General features: G+C 40.5%; 12 protein-coding genes. 11 read left to right on the top strand and 1 reads right to left on the bottom strand.

Annotation, left to right across the window (positions count from 1 at the left end):
• Positions 1–9 precede the first annotated feature (9 nt).
• The 11 genes from H6G08_RS01400 to H6G08_RS37295 all read left to right on the top strand — a co-directional run bounded on the left by H6G08_RS01400 (position 10) and on the right by H6G08_RS37295 (position 22084).
• Complete coding sequence (locus H6G08_RS01400) at positions 10–2043, top strand: GumC family protein (protein ID WP_190538513.1); 2034 nt, start codon at positions 10–12, stop codon at positions 2041–2043.
• A 357-nt stretch (positions 2044–2400) separates the two neighbouring features.
• The gene (locus H6G08_RS01405; protein WP_190538514.1) at positions 2401–3513 is read left to right on the top strand and encodes a WecB/TagA/CpsF family glycosyltransferase; all 1113 of its coding nucleotides are present in this window, start codon (positions 2401–2403) and stop codon (positions 3511–3513) included.
• Entirely contained in the window at positions 3491–4438 is a 948-nt protein-coding gene (locus H6G08_RS01410; RefSeq protein ID WP_190538515.1) for a glycosyltransferase family 2 protein, read from the top strand. Before H6G08_RS01405 ends, H6G08_RS01410 begins: the two co-directional genes overlap by 23 nt.
• Positions 4439–4514: 76 nt before the next feature.
• Positions 4515–5471 carry a beta-1,6-N-acetylglucosaminyltransferase gene (locus H6G08_RS01415; RefSeq protein ID WP_190538516.1) on the top strand — a complete coding sequence of 319 codons (957 nt, stop codon included), beginning with the start codon at positions 4515–4517 and terminating at the stop codon, positions 5469–5471.
• A gap of 90 nt (positions 5472–5561) precedes the next feature.
• Positions 5562–7001: an oligosaccharide flippase family protein gene (locus H6G08_RS01420; protein ID WP_190538517.1), complete on the top strand. Its 1440-nt coding sequence runs from the start codon at positions 5562–5564 to the stop codon at positions 6999–7001.
• A gap of 183 nt (positions 7002–7184) precedes the next feature.
• Positions 7185–8183 (top strand): glycosyltransferase family 2 protein, encoded by a 999-nt coding sequence (locus H6G08_RS01425; RefSeq protein WP_199322311.1) that lies wholly within the window; start codon positions 7185–7187, stop codon positions 8181–8183.
• A 13-nt stretch (positions 8184–8196) separates the two neighbouring features.
• Positions 8197–9519 carry an O-antigen ligase family protein gene (locus tag H6G08_RS01430; RefSeq protein ID WP_190538518.1) on the top strand — a complete coding sequence of 441 codons (1323 nt, stop codon included), beginning with the start codon at positions 8197–8199 and terminating at the stop codon, positions 9517–9519.
• 68 nt (positions 9520–9587) lie between these two features.
• A complete protein-coding gene (locus H6G08_RS01435; protein ID WP_190538519.1) occupies positions 9588–10172 on the top strand; it encodes an acyltransferase in 585 nt (194 codons plus the stop codon).
• A 134-nt stretch (positions 10173–10306) separates the two neighbouring features.
• Positions 10307–11491, top strand: coding sequence for a glycosyltransferase family 4 protein (locus tag H6G08_RS01440; RefSeq protein WP_190538520.1), 1185 nt, complete (start codon positions 10307–10309; stop codon positions 11489–11491).
• A 1930-nt stretch (positions 11492–13421) separates the two neighbouring features.
• Positions 13422–14024 carry a proprotein convertase P-domain-containing protein gene (locus H6G08_RS01445; RefSeq protein WP_190538521.1) on the top strand — a complete coding sequence of 201 codons (603 nt, stop codon included), beginning with the start codon at positions 13422–13424 and terminating at the stop codon, positions 14022–14024.
• Positions 14025–14569: 545 nt separating this feature from the next.
• Entirely contained in the window at positions 14570–22084 is a 7515-nt protein-coding gene (locus tag H6G08_RS37295; RefSeq protein WP_313940850.1) for a cadherin-like domain-containing protein, read from the top strand.
• A 579-nt stretch (positions 22085–22663) separates the two neighbouring features.
• On the opposite strand, the gene H6G08_RS37300 is transcribed toward H6G08_RS37295, so the two are convergent.
• Positions 22664–22993 (bottom strand): hypothetical protein, encoded by a 330-nt coding sequence (locus H6G08_RS37300; protein ID WP_242046039.1) that lies wholly within the window; start codon positions 22991–22993, stop codon positions 22664–22666.
• Positions 22994–23006 lie beyond the last annotated feature (13 nt).

Consider the following 23006-nt stretch of genomic DNA (forward strand, 5'->3'; position numbering starts at 1 on the left):
GTTATGGTTATGAATAGAGTTATTGCAATCTTGTTGAGACATTGGATCTTTCTCGCAAGTTTTAATACAGTTTTATTTGCGATCGCCTCTGTCCTGATCTTGAGAGTCCCTCAGGTTTGGATTGCCAAGACTCAGCTGATTCTACCAGTTACAAGTAGCGGCTTAACCGCAGATTTAGGGACTCTCGGCAGTCTCAACAGTGGTGGCGTAGTTTTTTCTCAACAGGTTAATCCCCTGAATATCTTTTCATCAATCCTTTTGAGCGATCAAACTTTGAGCCAACTTTGGAATTCCGATCCAGAAAAAGCTCAGTTTGCGAATCTCAGTAGTTATCGACAACTTTTTACTGTTGCGCCTCAAAGTGAATCAACCATTATCTCAATTACCGTACATGGTTCCGATGAAGAGATGGCTCAAGGAAGGGCGAGAAGATTGTTGAATGTATTTCAACAACGGATGAACCAACTGCGGCAAAATGACGCTATGCAGCGTTCTGAGTTTATGCGTGCAGAAGTCAATCAAGCCTTGAGAAATTTACGCCAAACCCAAACAAGACTCACAGAATTTCAACAAAATTCTGGATTAGTCAGTAGTGACAATCAAATTCGCGAAACTGTTGCAGCTGTTGCTCAATTAACTACGACTCGTTCCCAAGTCATTGCTCAGTATAAGTCATCTCAAGCTCATGTTAAAGAGCTTTCCCAGCGCATTGGCTTAAGCTCCGATCGCGCTGTTCGTTCCCTAAGCCTAGCAGAAAATCGCGATTTTCAATTTATCCGCCAGAAATTAGTAGAGCTAGAGGTACCACTTTTAGAAGCTGAAGCAAAATTTACCCGCAATCACCCGACGGTACAAAATTTGCTCAATCAGCGCCAACAATTATCGAAACAGTTAACAGAATATATCTCGCAAGCAGCAGCGAATACAGAGGGTGTGAATTCCTCGATTGGTGAAAACTACGGAGAATTAATTCAGAATTTGGTATTAGCAGAAGCAAATACCAGCGCCTTAAAAAATCAAGAAATTCAACTCCAAAAACAAATTGATGAGTTAAATCAAAAACTGCAAACTTTTCCGCCGGCTCAAGCAAAATTATTAGAACTACAACATCAATATAAGATTGCTGAAGGGGTATATAACGGTTTAGTTGGTAAAGTACAAGAAGCAAAACTAAATTCTTTTAGTGCTTTTCCGAGTATTCAAGTATTAGATCAACCTACAGTTGAAGTCCAACCTTCTAGCAACAGTCAGCTAAAAATCGCTATTGGTGTAATTTTAGCGGGAATTTTTGGTAGTGCGGCTTTAGCGTTATTCCTCGAAAGTCGCAATCCTTTATTAAGCGCAGAAGATTTACACCTCACAGAAATTCCCATTTTGGGTGCTGTTCCTCAGTTCAAGGTTTTACAAAATCGCGCTGCTGTAGAAACAGAAACAAATTTAGAATTCCAGAGAATGGCTTTAGCTATTAACGCCATGAACCTAGAAAATCGGCGGTTTATGGTGAGCAGTCCCGCATCTGGAGAGGGTAAAACTACTGTTGTCTTAGGTTTAGCGATCGCACTGGCTAGTTTAGGTTTACGCATCTTAATTGTTGATACCGATCGAGAGCGATCGGGACTCAGCGCCACATTAGAAAACTCAGAGTTTCCTTTATCCCACCCATCAGAGCAACCGGTTTCTATTCGTCCGAATATCGATCTGATGACGGTATATCACCCTGAGAGACAATTAGTTGATTTTATTGTCAGCAGAGAATTTGAACATTCTCTGCAAAGCTTACAAGAAAAGGGCAATTACGACTACATCTTGATAGATAGCGCCTCTATTTGTTCAGCTACTGAAACTTCTTTGATGGCTTCTATCGTCTCTAGCGTGTTGTTTGTTGTTCGTCCGGGAGTAAGTCAAAGATATTTATTCCAAAAGGCGCTGACTCAACTAAATCAACAAAAAGTTAGACCAATGGGAATTATTCTCAACGGTATGGAGATGACACCTACAGAGTCATCCTATACAACCAGGAATTCTGTGCTTACCACTTCCTAATATAGGAATCTGTCTTGATTCATCAAAAAATTTCATAAATGTAGGGTAACTAGTACTGCGGAAGTCAACAGTCAACAGAATTGTTAATTTATTGACACCGCATTGTACTAGCGTATTGAAGTAGCTTTTTGATAGCTGGTTCATATCCCGACACATCCTCAAATATCAGGTGTTCCCTATTTTTTGTAGGAAAAGAGGGTAGTTTGAAAAACTCTCTTGTGGGCAGATATTGCTTACTATCACCATGTTCTAGTAAGCCATAGCCATCCTACGTGGTTGTCAAAAATCAAGTTAAGAATCCTATATTTTTGTCTACGTTCATCCTGCGTTCATCTACCTCTTCACTTGGTGACAGATATGAAAACAATCAACAATACTGATCTAAAATTAGATTTACCCAGCTTAGTTGTCTATTTATTGGGAAGAAAAATAACTCCTATAACTGTTACGGGAATTATTGATGCAATTCACAGTGCTTGCCAGTTAAAGCAAAAAATTACGGTAGCTAATTACAACGTTCATGCATTCAATTTATCGATGCAGTTACCGTGGTTTTATGAATTTATCCAAAGTTCAGAAATCGTACATTGTGATGGTTCTGGGATTCTCAAAGCCTTAAGTTATATGGGACTTGACTTGCCCCTAGAATATCGAGTTTCTTATACAAAACTGATGCCGGAGTTATTGAAATTTTGTCATCAACAAGAACTTTCAATATTCTTATTAGGTTCAAAACCTCAATATTTAGATAGCGCAATTAATAATCTAGCTGAGAAATATCCCAATATTAAAGTAGCTGGCCATGATGGCTATTTTTCCATTGACGATCCGGAAATCAATGATTCAATAATTAACAGTATTAATCAGCTAAAACCAAATATTTTGCTGATGGGTATGGGAATGCCACTGCAAGAAAATTGGGTAGCTAGATATAGAGATAGATTAGATGTGAATGCCATTTTGTTAGGCGGAGCAGTTATCGATCGCTTGGCGGGAGTTGTTTCGGATTGTCCTGATTTTCTAGCTAAGAACAATTTGGAATGGCTGTATCGGCTGATTCGCGAACCCAAACGATTAGGAGCGCGTTATTTACTGGGTAATCCGGCTTTTGCTTGCCATATTGCGTTAGCGAAACTCTATCAATTACGCGAGGGAGTCACCCAGGTAGAATCCAGCAATTACTACAGCTGGAAGTCTAATGGATTTGTTAAGGTGCTGGCGCAAGGAAACACAACACCAACGAAGAAGTTAAGTGATTCCTTAGTAGAAGCAGGTTTATTGAGTAACAACGATATTGACATTGCTTTATCAGAACAGAGAAAAACTGGTATTCCTTTGAGTGACATTTTGATCAATAAAGGATGGATTAAACAAGAAACTATTAATTTCATCCTCAAAAATATCGTCCTCAGCAATCAAAGTAACAGTATGGCTAAGGAGTTATTAAATGGTGTCTACTCCGAGAGTTAGTGTTGTAGTGCCTGCATATAATGTGAGTGCTTATCTAGAAGCCGCATTATCTTCTGTAGAATGTCAATCTTTTAGCGACTATGAAGTTTTAATTGTTGATGACGGTTCTACAGATCAAACGGCTGCGGTAGCATTAACATTTAGTCGCCGAGATCCTCGGTTTAAACTGCTACAAAAATCCAACGGGGGACTTTCTTCGGCTCGCAATCACGGGATTCGCTACGCGAAGGGTGAATATATTGCGTTGCTGGATGGAGATGATATTTACCATCCGGATAAGTTAGCGGTTCATATCGCCAAACTAGACAACTCTCCCAAGGTGGGAGTTGCATATAGCGCATCTCGCGCCATCCGGGATGATGGGCAACAGACATTCATGATTTTAAGTGGTAAACCTGTTGTTAAAAATGTATTGTCAGCATTGTTATATAAAAACTTTATTGGACATGGATCGAACGCTGTTTTTCGTCGTTGTCTAATAGATGAAGTTGGAGACTTTGATGAAACCCTCCGTAGTTCAGAAGATATTGATTTTTGGTTAAGAATTGCGGCTACGGAGAACTGGGAGTTTGATCGGGAACCGCGTATTTTGTGTTACTACCGAGTACGCCCATCGGGGTTATCTTTCAATGTGGCGCAAATGCAGCGATCGCATGAACAAGTAATTCAGTCAGCTTATAGGCGATCGCCTGAACTAGTCGAACCAATGTTACCTACAGCCTATGCTTATATGTATCGCTACTTAGCGCGGATTGCTTTGACAGCCGGTGATTTAGCGCCAGCAGAAGATTTTATTCATCAAGCTTGGGAAAGCGATCGCTCAATTTTTTGGCGCGATATGCGATCGCTAGTCACACTTGTGTCTGTGCGCTTGTCTCCCTTAACAAAGCGCATACTTCAACAAGCACTAGGTTCGGTTGATTAAAGCCTAGTAAAAGACGATCTGACGCGGAAAACTCGCCGCGTCTCCCTAATTTTTGGTAATTCCCCGGAAAAATGCGATGAGAGTTTGTTATTTAATTCAAACCCATAAAAATCCCCAACAAATTTATCGATTAATCAACTTAATTCAAACATCTAGCCCAGAATGCCAAATTGTCATTAGTCACGATCCAACTTTCTGCGAGTTAGACTTATCAATCTTCCCAAAAAATCACAATATTCATTTATTTTTCGCTAAAGGTGGACGAGCCGATTTTAGTATGGTTCAGAGTTACCTGGACGCATTGCATTGGCTGTTGAAAAATCAAATTGATTTTGATTGGTTGATTAATATTAGCGGACAAGATTACCCAATTAAACCAATTCCAGAAATCGAAGCTTTTTTAGCAACGACTAATTATGATGGTTTCTTAGAATATTTTGATGTCTTGTCCTCCGCCAGCCAATGGAGTATACATGAAGGGCATAGTCGCTACTTTTATCAATATCAACAACTCTCACCCACGGTAAGCGATCGCCTGCAAAAAATCCTCAAGCCTTTAAAAATTCTCAACTATATTCAACCTTGGATTCGCTTTAATTGTTCCTACGATATCAGGATTGGTTTTCAAGGCAAAACTCCTTTTAATGCAGCATTTAAATGTTACGGCGGCTCATTTTTTACCACCCTTTCGCGACAATGCGCCGAGTATATTGACAATTATGCAAATAACAATCCCAATTTTATCGAATATTGTCGCCGTACTAGCATATCTGTTGAATTTTTCATGCAAACCATCTTAATTAATAGCCAATTATTCAACCTTTGTAATGATTGTAAACGCTACTTTGATTTTACCAATTCCCAAAATGGTAGCCCTAATTTTCTCACTCAAAAAGATTATGAATCTCTAGCAAAAAGTCAAGCTCACTTTGCCAGAAAATTTGATTTAGCATTAGACCCAGATATTTTTGATTTAATCGATCGACATAATTCACCAAATCAAGAATTAATAGCTAATACTTATCATTCATGAATTCTCTAATATTAGCAAAAAAATTATACTTATTTCTTCCCTTCTGCCCTCTGCCTTATTCTGATAAATTCTCAGGTGTGCTAACCAATCATGAATAGTAATTCTATTATTAAAAATGGTTTTTGGACAACTTATGGAGCAATTGTCAACCGCTTATTTGCATTATTAAGTAATTTATTATTAGCTCGGCTGTTATTACCATCAGATTTTGGAGTTATCAGCGTCGCTTATATTTTCTGGTCTTTTATTAATCTTTTTGTACAAGGTACTACTGGCGATTTTTTAGTTTATAAAGGACTGGAAGACCGACGTTATATAGATACTACTTACTCTTTAAGTATTTGTATTGGGATGGTGGGAGCAGCAACAATGATCGCTTTATCACCAATTGCTGCTAATTTTTTTGATATCCCAGATTTAATTGGATTGTTGGCATTTTTTGCTTTTAATTTCTTTCTTTCTTCTGTCCAAGCTGTTTATGCTGGGATTATGCGCAGAAGAATGCAGTATCAAGAATTAGCAAATGCGGCTTTAATTTCTTCAATGATTCGCATCTTTACTACAGCCGGATGTGCGTTAGCAGGATTAAGTTACTGGTCTTTTGCGATTGGCGATACAATTTTTTGGTTAAGCATATTTTGGATTACCGCTTATCAGGCTAATTTTAATTTTTATTTAAAAATCGATCCCAAAATTCGCTCGGAGGCTTTATCTTACTGTATCGCTTCTGTCGGTTCTAGTTTGGGATTTTATATTAATTCTAATTCTGATAACTTTGTCATCGGCAGATTATTAGGAACTACCAACTTAGGCTATTACAACTTTGCTTATCAAGTAACTACAGCTTTTAGTTTAATTATGTCTCAAGTTATGAACCAACTTGGGATATCAGTTTTTGCCCAAATGAAAGACGAACGCCAGCAAGAAGATGCTTTAGTCAAAGTTGTTGAGCAGATGTCTTATTTTGCGGCTTTATTATTTGCTGTCATTTACCTGATAGTCGATAAAACATTTATTATCTATGTATTTGGCGAGAAATTTATCCCTTCTGCTAGCGTCATTCCTTGGTTATTAATTTTTGCTTATTTCCGGTTAATTAATACGTCCCTTTCCAGTATGATGGCTGCGAAAGGTAGACCGGATATTAATGCTAAAGTTAATTTGCAGATAGCGCCTTTAGCTGTTATTGGCTTTTTAATTGGAGCTTGGAAAGGGGGAATTTTAGGAGTAGCGATCGCAGTTGTTTTAATCTTAGGTTTTACTTGGACTATTTTTTGGTGGTGGTCAGCTTGTAGAACTTTTGGTTGGTCGCTTTTTAAATATTTGACTCCTTGTTTTCAAGCTTTATTTATGTCATTATTCGCTCTTGGCATAAATTTTATTATTCCTACATCAAAATTTATTTCACCAATCATATATATTGTTTTATATTTATTGTTGGTAAGGCTGCTAGTACCAAATCAATTTTTCACATATTTATCTTTAATTAAAAAACTAGGGCGTAAAGTTAAGCAATTTAGTTTCCGTTAAATATTAGGAAATAGGAGCTAGAAAAGAGAGTTTTTTGTGGTTAGCTCACTTAAATAATTAGATCAGCGTTATTAATGAACCGCCAAGAACGCCAAGACGCCAAGAGAAAAGAAGAAATTATTAAGTGCAAGTTTACAGATAATTGATATTAAGCATAAACTTTTTGCCAATGACAAATGACCAATGACCAATGACTTAATTAATTATGAGGTGAAAATGAACCATCCAATTCAACCGCTAGTAAGTGCTGTCATTCCTACGAAAAATCGCCCATCTGTAGTTACCCGCGCTGTTAAAAGTGTTTTACAACAAACATTTTGGCGGCTGGAGGTGGTAGTAGTAGTAGATGGCCCCGATCCGGCAACTGCAAAAGCATTACAGCAAATAGACGATCCTCGGTTGCGCGTGCTTGTACTGCCTAATTCTATTGGTGGTGCTGCTGCGCGGAATGCTGGGGTAGCAATGGCTGAGGGTGAGTGGATTGCATTTTTAGATGATGATGATGAGTGGTTACCGCAAAAAATCCAACTACAGATAGATGCGGCTAATCGTTCTCAAGCTAAATTTCCGATTATTGCTTGTTCTGTGATCGCCCACACACCCCACGGAGAATTTATCCATCCGCGACGGTTTCCCGAAGTTAAAGAACCTTTGAGTGAATATATTCTCGTTCGCAATTCTCCGGGATTTGGTGAGGGTTTAATTCAAACTTCGGGAATTTTTACATCACGAGAATTATTAAGAAATGTGCCATTCCGGGATGATTTACGCAAGCATCAAGATTGGGATTGGTTACTGCGAGTTGCTAATCTCGAAGGGGTGGAAGTGCAATTTGTTACTGAACCCTTAGCAATTTGGTATCATTCAAAAACACAAAAAAGTGTGAGTAATACCCACGATTGGCAGTATTCTCTAAATTGGATTAAAGAAAATCGTAGCTTAGTAACTCGTCGCGCCTACGCTTCCTTCATTATGGTAGAGGTGGGCGCACAAGCTTCTGCCCAAGGGAAATGGCAAGAATTTTTACCACTACTTTGGGAAGCAATCCGCTATGGAAGTCCAAAACCAATTGACTTTTTATTGTGCTTGGGATTTTGGTTAGTTCCCAGAAATACCCGACGCTGGTTAAAAGGATTGTTAGGCGAAAAGCAAAATCTAGAGCAACCACTAAGTACTATTTAGAAATGCCAGGGGAATGTTAACAGCAATTAGTAAGGCGCTGGAATTTACCAAAGAAGATGAGTTAGGACAATTGTCTTTTGTCGAGCGTGTCTTGTATTGGACAATTGTATTAACTCCAGTTTGGTGGTTGTTGGGGATACAAACTTTGTTGTATCCTGCGATCGCAGTTTGGCTGTTAGTCTGTTCCTTTCGTCTCGATAAATTGCTGAATATTGCCTTACCAACTTGTATTTGGGCTTGGTTGGCGATGGCGATTGCTATGCTGTGGACTGCGGCGCTAGGCTTGGTAGATGTTAATTTTGAACCCTTTCGCCTGATCTCAACTTTAGTTACCTTTTTTAAAGGTTACTTTCTCATTTTGAGTTGTCTGATTCTCCCGTTTTGGAATCCCATTCGCTCTAAAGTTTTAACAAGAGCGATCGCTTGGATGGCTGTAGGTTACGGTATTACAGTTATCTTACAATTTATCCTGCTGTTTGTTGGGATATGGGATCAGCCTTTTTATCCGCCCCTCGCGAGATTGATTCCGGGTGATAAATTAAGCTTGCTGGTAAAACCAGCGATTATTCAAACCTTTTTTGGTATTCCTCTGCCTAGAACTTCACTTTACATGGCCGATCCGCCAATTCCGGGGGTATGTGGCTTACTATGCTTCTTTATTTGCTCTGGAGAATCAAATCGGCGTTTGCGCTATTTAGCGATCGCAGGTAGCCTACTAGCTTTATTAGTCAGTCAAAGCCGTGTAGCTTGGCTATGCTTTCCCGTTGTCGTTTGGATTTCCCTCAGCTTCCGCAATCGTACCGCCCGTCACAGTTCTCTGTGGATAACCTCTGCTGTATTTCTTAGTTGTGCATTCATCGGCGTCACATTAGTAGACGTAATACATCAGTCTTTAGATGTATTTACAGGTGCGCGGGCTGCATCCTCTGCAGATCGTAGCCTTGTAGTTGGCGAAACCCTCAAAGCATGGCAACAACGCCCCTGGCTTGGGTGGGGAATCGCCCAAGGAGAAGTTACTTGGTACATCTATAAAGTTGTACTTGGCTCCTTTTCTACCTATGCAGGTGTTTTATATTTGCATGGAATTTTAGGTTTTATCTGCTTAATTACCGCCCTAAGTACAACTCTTTGGAACTTTTGGAACATCGCCATAGCTGGAAATAAATTAGCTCAGGGAGCCTTTGCCAGTTTCTTAGCATTATGTCTATTAATTGAAGGGTTGCCCTTAAGTTGGATGTGCATTTATTTTTGGTTTTATTTTATTTGGTTAGGAGTAATTTTATTTGAAAATCAATTAAAACGTCCGCGCATTTCTCAATGGCATCAACTTATATAAGTAAGCATTGCAATTAAAGATAGCTGTCATTAGTCATTAATTATTATTCTCAACTACGACGTACTTATATGCATCAAAATAAACATCCTTTATTAATCAAATTGGCAAAATATTATTTTGCAATTAAACAGCTTTATTACCAATGGCGATATCGTAACTTAACCTTAGAACCAGGAGTTTTAATTAAAGGGAAATTAACTGTCTCTGGTGATGTCAAAGTTAAAATTGGTGCGGGAACTCGCATCTGTATGCACGTTAAAATCTACGGTTCTGGGGACGTAACAATTGGCAGAAATACCCTACTCAATGGTTGTTGGATTGGTAGCGTAAAATCAATTAAAATTGGTGATGAATGTTTAATTTCTGATTGTTTCCTCCAAGATTCAGACTATCACAATATAGATCCAAATTTGCGGTTTGCTCCACCCGGCCCGAAAGTATCAGCGCCTATAGTCATTGAACGTAACGTTTGGGTTGGAGCCAGAGCAACCATTATGAAAGGTGTTCGTATCGGTCAAGATAGTGTTATCGGATTAGGAAGTATAATTCGCAAATCAGTTCCTCCTGGTGTTGTAGTAATTGGTAACCCCCAACAAATTGTCAAACATCTCTATCAAGATGCAGATAAAGAAGCCAAGCTATCACATATTTAGCCATATTTTTTAATATAAATGTCCTCTTTCTAACTCCTCTGTTTTGAAAATTTCTGAGCGGAGGAAACCTCCAATCAGACTTTTCGCTGCGTCTCTGCGGTTTATATCTCTAAATAATTTAAGGTAGGTATTTAATGAAAGTCGGTTATCTTGCAGAAAATTATCTCTACAAACGCAATATCATTAATATTGTCAAAGACGTAGAATATCAAAAAGTAAATAATTTATTTGCCCTAACTTACCCTGGCGTTAAATATATCAACAAAATCGCCAAAAAAACTGTCATACCATTTAACGATTCAATTTATCAATTCACAGATTTAAATCTCAATAAAGTTGATATCCTTCATTTTTTCAACACCATCAGCTACGGTAAAACACCTTGGATAACCACATTTGAAACAATTTTACCGCGATTAGATTGCACTCTTTCTTGCCATCAAGGTGCTAGACCTGATTTTTCTGTACTGACTCACTATAAAGCTGTCAAAAAAGCTTTAGCAGCAATGGCTAGCGACTCTTGCAAACGTCTAATTGCTATGTCTGATTGTAATGCCAATATGCAGAGAATTTTGTTAAAAGATTTTCCCCAATATCAACAAGCTATTGAACCAAAAATTACCACTCTGCATCCGCCACAGCAATTACTCGTTTCATCCTACGCTGATAAAAATATTAATTTAGATGGCAAGATAAAATTTATTCTTGTAGGCGCTTCCTTTTTCCGCAAAGGAGGTATGGAAGTAGTCGAGACTTTCAGCAAATTGAAGAGAGAATATAACTATGATTTGGAATTAATTCTTATCTCTTCACTACGCTTAGATGATTATGCCACGAAAGAAACAGAAGCAGATATTCAAAAAGCGAAAATATTAATTCAACAAAATCTGGATTGGATTAAATATTATGAGCAGCTTCCTAATAAAGAAGTTTTAGAATTAACCAAACAATGTCATGTGGGATTGTTACCAACCTATGCAGATACCTATGGTTTTTCTGTTTTAGAATTTCAAGCGGCTGGCTGTCCGGTAATTACAACTAATATTAGAGCCTTACCAGAAGTAAACGACAACGATAGAGGATGGATAATTGAAGTTCCCACAAATTATTTAGGCGAGGCTATATACACAACGAAAGAAGAGAGATTAGAAATTAGTTCTGCAATTAAATCGGGACTTGAACGTGTAGTCCATGAAATCTTTGCCAATCGAGAAGTTGTAATTGCTAAATCCAATCGCTCAATTCAAGGAATTAAGAATAATCATTCTCTCAGCCACTATGCACATAAAATGAAAGAAATATATTTGCAAGCACTATAATACCAATTTAAAAACATCATCTAACACATACATTGACAGGGGCGGGGAAATCCATTGGTGTCAACTTAACGTGAAACCCTCATCCTAACTGGCTCCCATGCTCTGCGTGGGAGCGATGATCCTGAGGCTCCGCCTCAATTCATCAGCTTTCGAGGCGGAGCCTCGCAATACGCATTTCCAGCCTCCGGCTGGAAACGAGATAGAGAAAGGTTTTGAGCGTAAGTTGACACCAATGGGGGAAATCCTGCCCCTACCAATTTTTGCATCGCTAGAAGCCAGGACTAACATCATCTTACCTGGCTCCCATGCAGAGCATGGGAGCTTAGATCTAGTGGGCTGCCCCTCAATTTATCATAGGACGAGGCAGCAGCCAACCAATACGCATTTCCAGCCGGAGGCTCGAAACAAGACAGAGAAAGAACTTTAGCTTAAGTTGACACCTATGGCGGAAATCCTGCCCCTACAAACTTTTGCATGAAGGAGATTGACAACTCCTAGCACCTCTAGGTAAAAGGTTTCTTGGACTGAATTCTACCTTTGAAGCACAATGGTCACTTCGGTCTTACAGCTTCACTTCTTATCCGAAACACACCTGCCGATACGCCCCACTTCAGGAATACTCCCCGATCGCAATTTTGCCTGTACCTCACGGTAAATATTTAACGCTGAACATAGCCGAACAGTTGACCTTGAGCGCAGTCGAAGGGTCAATTCTTTTTTATCCTTATCCTGTGGATTATACACCATTGGCAGTTTTTTTTAAATTTTTTACACAGAATCCGACTGATCCGACCTTAAGATCCGACTTTCCGACTAGCGCACAGGAGTAGAATCGGAGTAACATTAAATACTAACAACAAATCAGGTATTGGTACTGCAAGGGGAAATTAAAAATGAATACAAGGTAGGCATTTGTTGATTTAGAATGGGTGGTTTATTTACTCCATGCTGTACTAGCTAATGCTTAAAAATTTCTTAAGATCAATAATTTTTGGTTCAGTATCTTGAACGTCATTGGTAAACTCTTTGGAGACCAAGGATATATCTCACAAAAATTATTTGCGGAGTTAAGAACTTCCAAATAAAAAAATATCCGATTGCTTCAAACTGTTTTTCTCAACTAACTTCAGCAATATAGGTTTTGTCTATAACTATTGTATATCAGGACACTCAAAATTAAGTGTTTTTACTGTAGGAATCTAAGAGTGTTGGCATATTATATAACTAGAGAAAAATTCAAGAATGCGACAGTCTCAGATTTCTGAATATCAAAATGTTAACAGGAAAAGTTGATGGCACAACGCAAACCCAACTCGCTTGTACTCACCAAAGCTCAACGACGGATTGAAGCAATGTAGACAATTAATTCTAGTGTAGACTAAAATACCAGTATTTATTCATGCTAGTATCTTATCAGTTACCTCAGTGATTATTCTTGGATTTGTCCAGAAATCTAGTAACTCTCTCTTCTGCGCCTCTGATCCCTGTAGACCTAACGATCATCTGTCAGCAGATATCATATTTATCCTTTTGCTTGCACTTTGATACATATGGCAAGCAAGGGTTGCAGTGTAACCTTAGGGATATATGCTAATGGCAGTAAGTTAAGACATAATCCTTGTCCACAATAGTTCACAGCCTCCAGACTAATAACCCCTGAAAAGGATGCTTTGCCTCCAAGGGCTTGACTACAGGTAGAGCCTCTTGCAATGCGTTTCCAGTCTCTAGCCTGGGAACAAGGCAACACAAGACTTGGGCTTAACAAACATGTCATTCAAGACGTAGGTATTGATTTGTATCAGCATTTTCATCAATGTTATTGCTCCTGGATTTGAGCAGTACCATTTTGCCTCCCTACTCATTTTCACTGTAGGGACTCATTTTGTTGTGGCTATTACCGTAATTTACTTAACCCAATTGTACTTCAACTATGGCAAACTACACTTTCAGTAACACAAGCCTCATCACCATAAACGACCTTACAGCAGCTTCACCTTACCCAGCTGCTATTAGTGTCTCAGGTACTACAGGTTTGATAACTGGGATACAGGTAACAATTAACGGTTTAAATCATACGTACCCAGGCGATATTGATATCCTACTGGTTGGTCCAAATGGTGAAAAAGTTTTGTTGATGTCAGATGCAGGTTATGGCTATGATGTTAACGGTATCAATTTGACTTTTACCGATTCTGCTATTAGTAGTTTACCAGATAGCACACAAATATTGTCTGGTACATATAAACCAACTGATTATCAACCTGATACTGATTCTTTTCCCGCCTCAGCACCATCAGGCCCCTATGGGACTTCCCTTTCTGCCTTCAACAATATAACTGCCAATGGAACTTGGAAACTTTTTGTTGTTGATGACGCCAGCGGCGATATTGGTAGCATTAGCAGTGGGTGGAGTCTAGATATTACAACTGCCCAGCCTCAGCCTGTTCAGTTTAATGTCTCCTCGTTGTTCAACGCTGATGGAAAATTGTCAACCGTAATAACGGTGTCACAGACTCCTCCCAGGATGCTTTAGATGGCTCAACTGCACTGATCACCCAATCCTATGCTACTTCAGCAGGGGGTAGTAATGGCTATGGTCTACCTGATAATGGCTTTTTCGCTGCTAATGCTTACCATCCAGATATACAACTTAACTATAACAACAATAATGACGGTAATAATGTCAGGCTTATCAACTCGACCAATCCGAGTTTCACAATCTCAGTACCGCAGACTAAATACTCCGAAGTCCACCTATTTGCTTTTAGCACAAATGAATATAACAATTCAAATTCCATCAATGTCAAACTTAATTATAGCGATGGCACATCTACCCAAGTTAACACCAACGTTCCTGACTGGTTTGATAATATTAATCAAACACCAGACTTATACTATCTGATTGATGGATTAGACCGTGCTAATTTTTACAGTGGCAGCCCATCATTTGAAAACACTGATAGTGCTGCTGTATTTGGTTTGCGCTTCACTTCCGATTCGACAAAAACCTTACAAAGCATTCAGGTTACCCAAACTTCAACTTCAGAGGCTAATTTAGTTTTCTTAGGCTCAACAGGCGTGCCTGTTTCTTCGTATACACCCCCGAGTAACACACCCCCCAGTCTAGCCAACCCGATTCCAGATACAGCTGCCACAGAAGATACTCCCTTCAGTTTCACAGTTACAAGCAATGCCTTCACCGATGCTGACGGCAACTCCCTCACCTACAGTGCCACACAGAGCAATGGTTCTGCCTTACCTAGTTGGCTAACTTTTAATTCTACTACTCGCACCTTCAGTGGCACTCCTACTAATAGCGATGTTGCCACAATCAGCGTTAGAGTCACAGCCAGTGATGGGCAAGCAACCGCAACGGATGACTTTAACATCACTGTCATTAATGTCAACGATGCTCCCACAGCCACCAACTTAAGTACAGCCGAAACCTACACCGAAGATACACCCCTTAATTTCACGGATATTGTTGTCACAGATGTAGACAGTCCCAACATCACAGCTACCCTGAAATTATCGAACCCAGCCGCAGGTAGTTTCAATATTGCCACTTCTGGTACAGTCACATCCACCTATAACGCTGCTACAGGAGTATGGACAGCTAGTGGTGCAACAGCAAATGTCAACGCCCTCCTAGCCGGATTAACCTTCACCCCCGCCGCCAACTTCAACAGCAACTTCACTATTGCTACTAGTATTTCTGATGGTGAAGCCCCAGCCATTACAGGGACTAAAACTATTACAGGTGTACCCGTTAACGATCCAGTCACAGGCAGTCCTACCGCCACCCTAGTTGCCGGAACAGAAGACACAGCATATATAATTACGGCAACTTCTTTGTTACAAGGCTTTGCTGATGTTGATATAGCCACCAATGGTCAAATATTAAGTGTCACAGGATTAACAGCCAGCAATGGGACTGTAGCCAATAACAACAACGGTACATATACCTTCACACCGAATGCCAATTACAACGGTACTGTCACCTTCACCTATTCAGTCACAGATGGTAATGGTAGTACTTTAAGCGGACAAACTCGCAGCTTTACCCTAGCTGCTGTTAACGATCCAGTCACAGGCAGTCCTACCGCCACCCTAGTTGCCGGAACAGAAGACACAGCATATACAATTACGGCAACTTCTTTGTTACAAGGCTTTGCTGATGTTGATATAGCCACCAATGGTCAAACATTAAGTGTTGCAGGATTAACAGCTAGCAATGGGACTGTAGTCAATAACAACAACGGTACATATACCTTCACACCGAATGCCAATTACAACGGTACTGTCACCTTCACCTATTCAGTCACAGATGGTAATGGTAGTACTTTAAGCGGACAAACTCGCAGCTTTACCCTAGCTGCTGTTAACGATCCAGTCACAGGCAGTCCTACCGCCACCCTAGTTGCCGGAACAGAAGACACAGCATATACAATTACTGGCGCTTCTCTGTTACAAGGCTTTGCTGATGCAGATGGCAATAATACTCTCAGTGTCACAGGATTAACAGCCAGCAATGGGACTGTAGTCAATAACAACAACGGTACATATACCTTCACACCGAATGCCAATTACAACGGTAATGTCACCTTCACCTATTCAGTCACAGATGGTAATGGTAGTACTTTAAGCGGACAAACTCGCAGCTTTGCCTTAAGCGCAGTTAACGATGCCCCAGTCATCTCAGTTGCTGGGACATCCATGACTAGCACTTTTACTGCCACCAACTATCCTGTAACGGATCTCCCTCAGTCTGTTGCTGTAGGGGATTTTAATAACGACAGTCGGCCGGACTTAGTTGTGGGTACATCTTACACCAACCAGGGTAGTTTCTCAGTACTGTTAAATACAGGTGGAAGCAACTTTGCTGCTCCTATTTACTTTAACGCCTTCGGTATTCCTCTAGATTTTGCTATTTCCGATTTCAATGGAGATGGCAAACAGGATTTAGCTATTGCTGCTTCCAATAGCGATACCGTCTCAGTATTATTAGGCAATGGTGCAGGCGGCTTTTCTGCGCCTACTTACTATACAGTAGCTGGTCGTCCCTATTCCATTGCCTTGGGGGACTTCAACAACGATGGCAAATTAGACTTAATTACTGCAAACCAAATAAATGGTAATAGTCTTTCATTGCTATTAGGAAATGGTGCAGGCGGTTTTGCTAATGCAATTAACGTCAGCTTGACTTTAAATAGTTACCCGCGTGCGGTAGCTGTAGGCGATTTTAACAGTGACAACAAGCTAGACGTAGTTGTGGCAAACGAATTAACCGACAATATCTCAGTACTATTGGGAAATGGTACGGGAGGTTTTGGTACACCCACTAACTTTGCTGTAGGAGATAATCCATCTTCCGTTGTTGTAGGGGACTTTAACAGTGACGGTAAGTTGGACTTAGCTGTAGCAAACTATTTAAGCTCAAATATCTCAATTCTATTGGGAAATGGTACGGGAGGTTTTGACACACCCACTAACTTTGCTGCGCTTTATCCCCGATCTATAAAGCTGGGAGACTTCAATAATGATGGCAAGCTAGATTTAGCCGTCGCTAACGCATCCAATAACTCAGTCTCTGTACTATTGGGCAATGGTACAGGCAGCTTTGCTACACCTACTAACTTTAGTGTTGGATCTAGTTCTTCTTCAATTGCTGTGGGAGACTTTAACAGTGACGGCAAGTTAGACTTGGCTACAGCGAACCTAAATAACAGCGCTTCGATTTTGCTAAATAGCAGTCAAGGTAATCTCAACTTTAATGTCAACGAAGACACCAACTTCACCCTTACGGGGATCAGCATTGCCGATGTCGATGCTCTTAGCAGTCCCGTACAAGTCACCCTGAGTACTAACAACGGTAAACTCACCTTTGCTAACACCACCGGACTCACATTTACCAGTGGTAGCAATAACAGCAACACAATGACCTTTACCGGGTCACTCACTGATATCACTAACGCCCTGAATAACCTGGTATATCGCAGTAACCTCAACTATAGTGGCGCAGACACCATTACCCTCACTGTCAATGACCAAGGTAATACAGGTGGTGGCGCTTTAACTGATACCAAGACCATTGCAGTTCAGGTAAATGCCGTTAACCAAAGCTTAAGCACTACCACAGCAACAGATACTATTAATATTGGTAGCGGCAACGACACTATCAACGCTACTTTTGAACAACTACAGCAAAACGACCAAATCGATGTAGGTTTGGGCATTGATACCCTGATTCTTCAAGGTGGAATTTCATCAAACACAATCAACATCAATTTGAATAATGCTAATCAAGTTCAGAACATCGCTGGAACCAAATTATCAGCGTTTGAGAAATTTGACTTTAGTAGTTTTGCAGGTATTACCCAATTTACTGGCGGTACAGGTAATGACTATATCAAGGCAGGTCTAAGTAATGACAGTTTAGTTGGTGGTAGTGGTGATGATTACCTGAATGGTGGTGCCGGTAACGACACCCTTAATGGTGGTGTGGGTGCAGACACCATGTTAGGTAGCGTAGGCAATGATAGCTACACAGTCGATAACATCGGTGATGTGGTCACAGAAAATGCCAATGAAGGTACAGATACAGTATTAGCCGCCAGTAGCTACGTCCTCAGCGCTAATGTTGAGAATCTGACTTTGACAGGTAGTGCGATCGCAGGCACTGGTAATACCCTCAAGAACAGCATCACTGGTAATGCTGGCGACAATATTATCGATGGTGGCGCTGGCAATGACACAATGGTTGGTGGTGCTGGTAATGATACTTATATCGTTGATAGCACGGGTGATGTAGTCACCGAAGCTGCTAACGCTGGTACAGATACAGTCGCTGCTAGTATCAACTATACCTTAGGAACCACTTTAGAAAATCTCACCCTCACTGGCACTGCAATCGCCGGCACTGGTAATACTCTCAATAACAGCATTATCGGTAATAGTGCAGACAATATTATCAATGGTGGTACGGGTGCAGACACGATGTTAGGTGGTGCAGGCAATGACTTGTACTATGTTGAGATTGCAGGTGATGTGGTCACAGAAAATGCCAATGAAGGTACAGATACAGTATCTGCCGCCATTACCTACACCCTGACAGATAACGTCGAAAATCTGATCCTCACTGGTACGGCGGCGATCAACGGTACTGGTAACAGTCTCGATAACAGTCTCACAGGCAATGCTGCTAACAACACCCTCGACGGTAAAGAAGGGGCAGATACCATGTCTGGTGGCGCTGGTAACGATACTTACATTGTCGATAATATCGGCGATGTCATCAGTGAAAATGCCAATGAAGGTACAGATACAGTATCTGCGGCTATTAGCTACACCCTCAGCGCTAATGTTGAGAATCTAACTTTAACAGGCACTGCGATCGCAGGCACTGGTAATACCCTCAATAACAGCATCACTGGTAATGCTGGTGACAATATTATCGATGGTGGCGTTGGCAATGACACAATGGTTGGTGGTGCTGGTAATGATACTTATATCGTTGATAGCACGGGTGATGTAGTCACCGAAGCTGCTAACGCTGGTACAGATACAGTCGCTGCCAGTATCAACTATACACTAGGAACCAACTTAGAAAATCTCATCCTTACTGGCACTGCGATCGCCGGCACTGGTAATACTCTCAATAACAGTATTATCGGTAATAGTGCGGACAATATTCTCAATGGCGGTACGGGTAATGATACCATGTCTGGTGGTGCAGGCAATGACTTGTACTATGTTGAGATTGCAGGCGATGTAGTCACAGAAAATGCCAATGAAGGTACAGATACAGTATCTGCCGCCATTACCTACACCCTGACAGATAACGTCGAAAATCTCATCCTCACTGGTACTGCGCTCAACGGCACTGGTAATAGTCTCGCTAACAATCTCACAGGCAATGCTGCTAACAACACCCTAGACGGGAAAGAAGGGGCAGATACCATGTCTGGTGGTGCTGGTAATGATACTTACATTGTCGATCATATCGGTGATGTGGTCACAGAAAATGCTAGTGAAGGTACAACAGATACTGTATCTGCCAGCATTAGCTACAGCCTGACAGACAACGTTGAAAATCTCATTCTCACTGGCACTGCGATCGCAGGCACTGGTAATACCCTCAATAACAGCATCACTGGTAATGCTGGTGACAATATTATCGATGGTGGCGCTGGCAATGACACAATGGTTGGTGGTGCTGGTAATGATACTTATATCGTTGATAGCACGGGTGATGTAGTCACCGAAGCTGCTAACGCTGGTACAGATACAGTCGCTGCCAGTACCAACTATACCTTAGCAGCCAACTTAGAAAATCTCACCCTCACTGGTTCTGGTAGTACAAACGCTACTGGTAACAGTGGCGATAACATCATCATTGGTAATAGCGGCAATAACGCTATCAATGGTGGTGCAGGTGCAGACACGATGTCTGGTGGTGCTGGTAACGACAGTTACACTGTTGATAATGCAGGTGATGTTGTCAACGAAAATGTTTTTTCAGGAACAGATACAGTTTCTGCTAGCATCGACTATATTCTGACGGCTAATGTTGAAAATCTCACTTTGACTGGTACTGCTATCACTGGTACTGGCAACAATTTGAATAATACTATCACAGGCAATAGCAGCAATAACATCCTCAATGGTGGGGATGGCAATGACATCCTCAACGGTGGTACAGGTGCAGATACAATGTCTGGTGGTACTGGTAATGATCTTTTCTATGTTGATAATGTAGGCGATGTTGTCAGCGAAAATGCCAATGAAGGTACAGATACAGTTTCTTCAACCATCAACTACACCTTGACAGCCAATGTTGAAAACCTCACCCTGACTGGTACTGCTGCGATCAACGGTACAGGTAACGTCAGCGATAACACTATCACAGGGAACAGCGGCAATAACATCCTCAATGGTGGAGATGGCAATGACACCCTCAATGGTGGCGCTGGCAATGACACCCTTAATGGTGGCGCTGGCAATGATAACCTCAATGGTGGCGCTGGTGATGATAGTTACACAGTCGATGATGCGGGTGATACCATCAAGGAAAATCTCAATGAAGGAACAGATACAGTTACTTCCAGCATCAGCTATATCTTGACAGCTAACGTAGAAAATCTCATTCTCACAGGCACGGCTATCAGTGGTACTGGCAACAGCGTTGATAACTCCATCACAGGTACTAGCGGCAATAACATCCTCAATGGTGAGGATGGTAATGACACCCTTAATGGTGGTCTAGGTGCAGATACCATGTCTGGTGGAACTGGTGATGATATTTACTATGTTGATAATACAAGTGATGCGATCAATGAAAATGCGGATGCTGGATCAGATACAGTGTTTGCTAATATCAATTACACTTTGACAGACAACATAGAAAATCTCATCCTTACTGGCACGGCTATCACTGGTACAGGTAACAGTGTTGATAACATCATCACGGGTAATATCGGTAACAACATTCTCAATGGTGGTGCAGGCAATGATACCATGCTTGGTGGTGCTGGTAACGACAGTTACTACGTTGATAACGCAGGTGATGTTGTCAGCGAAAATTTTGCTGAAGGAACAGACATTGTCTATTCTTCTTCTAGTAACTACACTTTGACAGCTAATGTTGAAAACCTCACCATCATTGGTACTGGTCTCAATGGTACTGGTAATAATTTGAATAACTTGATCACAGGTAATAGCGCCAATAATAACCTCAGTGGTGGTGGCGGAAATGACATCCTAGATGGTGGTTTGGGTGCAGATACTCTGTCTGGTAATGCTGGGAATGACATTTACTATGTCGATCAGCCCGGCGATGTCGTCAGCGAAAATGTTAATGAAGGAATAGACAGCGTTTACTCTACCATTGACTACACTTTGACAGATAACGTTGAAAATCTGACTCTTTCTGGTTCTGCTATTAGCGGTACTGGTAACAGTGTCAATAACTTCATTACAGGTAATTTTGCAGACAATATCCTCAATGGTGAAGCTGGCAATGACATTCTCAATGGCGGGGATGGCGATGATACACTCAATGGTGGGGATGGTGCAGACACTTTGTTTGGCGGGTCTGGTGATGACTTTTATTACGTTAATAACGTTGGTGATCTCGTCAATGAAAATGTTAGTGAAGGTACAGATAGCGTTGAAGCAAGTGTAGACTACACCTTGACAGAAAATGTTGAAAATCTCACTCTGACTGGTACTACTGCTATTAACGGTATAGGTAATAGTGCTGATAACATTATCATCGGTAATAGTGGTGATAATAGCTTATTTGGTCAAGATGGCAATGACACACTCGTTGGTGGGAATGGCAATGACCTACTCGTTGGTGGTTTAGGTGCAGATTTCTTTGTCTTCAACTCTTTATCTGAAGGCATTGACACCATTCAAGACTTCAATGTGACAGAGGGTGATAGCATCGCTATCTTACTTGGAACTGCAAGCCTCAATGATTTCAGTTATAACGACACCACAGGTGGCTTATTTTACCAAGGGACTCAATTTGCGACGATTGACAACAAACCTGTTGACTTCTCCGTCGATTCTCATATCTTGTTGATCTAAAAGTTAGACATCATTAACTGCTGTTAAGTAACTAACATCAATAGGGGGGTAAATTACCCCTCTTTTTTATTGCCAACAAAAGTCAAGCCAGAAGCATTATCCGTGCCCATATACTTTTGATGGCAGATGAGGGAGAAACTGACAAAGCGATCGCAATTCTCTAGGCTAACAAGTTTATAGAGAATTGATATGATTACAAACCTGATGGCAGATTTTACCTTGATAAATAAATATGTTTTGTAATAATTAATACGTGGGTAATTCAAAAATCAGTAATTTTATCCTTGCTAATTAAATAAATATGCTTTCTTTATATCTGCCTTTGTAGATACAAAGAATGGGAATTATAAAAAATTTAAATTTAAAAGCTGGGAATATTTGCAAACAGTATCTAAAAGTTTTATTTGTGTATTTCCTGACAACAAGATATGATGATCCCTGCTGGGGATCGCTCACCCTGCAGTCAATTTAGTGCGAGGAATTTTCTACATTCCAAGAATAAAATTGGCATTTAATTGCCAAAAATGTTGTTTACCAAAACCAGGGTTGCACTAGATGAGTTGTGCAGTGACTTGGACATTAAACTGACATGATATTGTTTGAATTTCTTTGCATTACCTCTTGGATTGGTTCTTTTTTATCATCTAGCGAAAACTTACTACCAAGTAAGGCAGCAAATGTATTGCCTGTATGGCCTGCAAAAGTTTCTACACAGATAGGGAAATTAGTTAATAAACATCGGCCATTGTTTGTGCGACCTAAACAACCGATGAAAGTGTGGAGTACAACATTACTACCATCAAGATTCTTAAAAATAGATTGGGGCAATAATAAACCCAAAAGGAATTTGAATAAACCGCTTAATTCACAAGCAAGAGCGGTTAAAAATAGCCAAAACCAATTTTGCACTTTTGGGGAAGAT

Source organism: Calothrix anomala FACHB-343, assembly GCF_014696435.1.
Taxonomy (GTDB): domain Bacteria; phylum Cyanobacteriota; class Cyanobacteriia; order Cyanobacteriales; family Nostocaceae; genus Aulosira; species Aulosira anomala_A.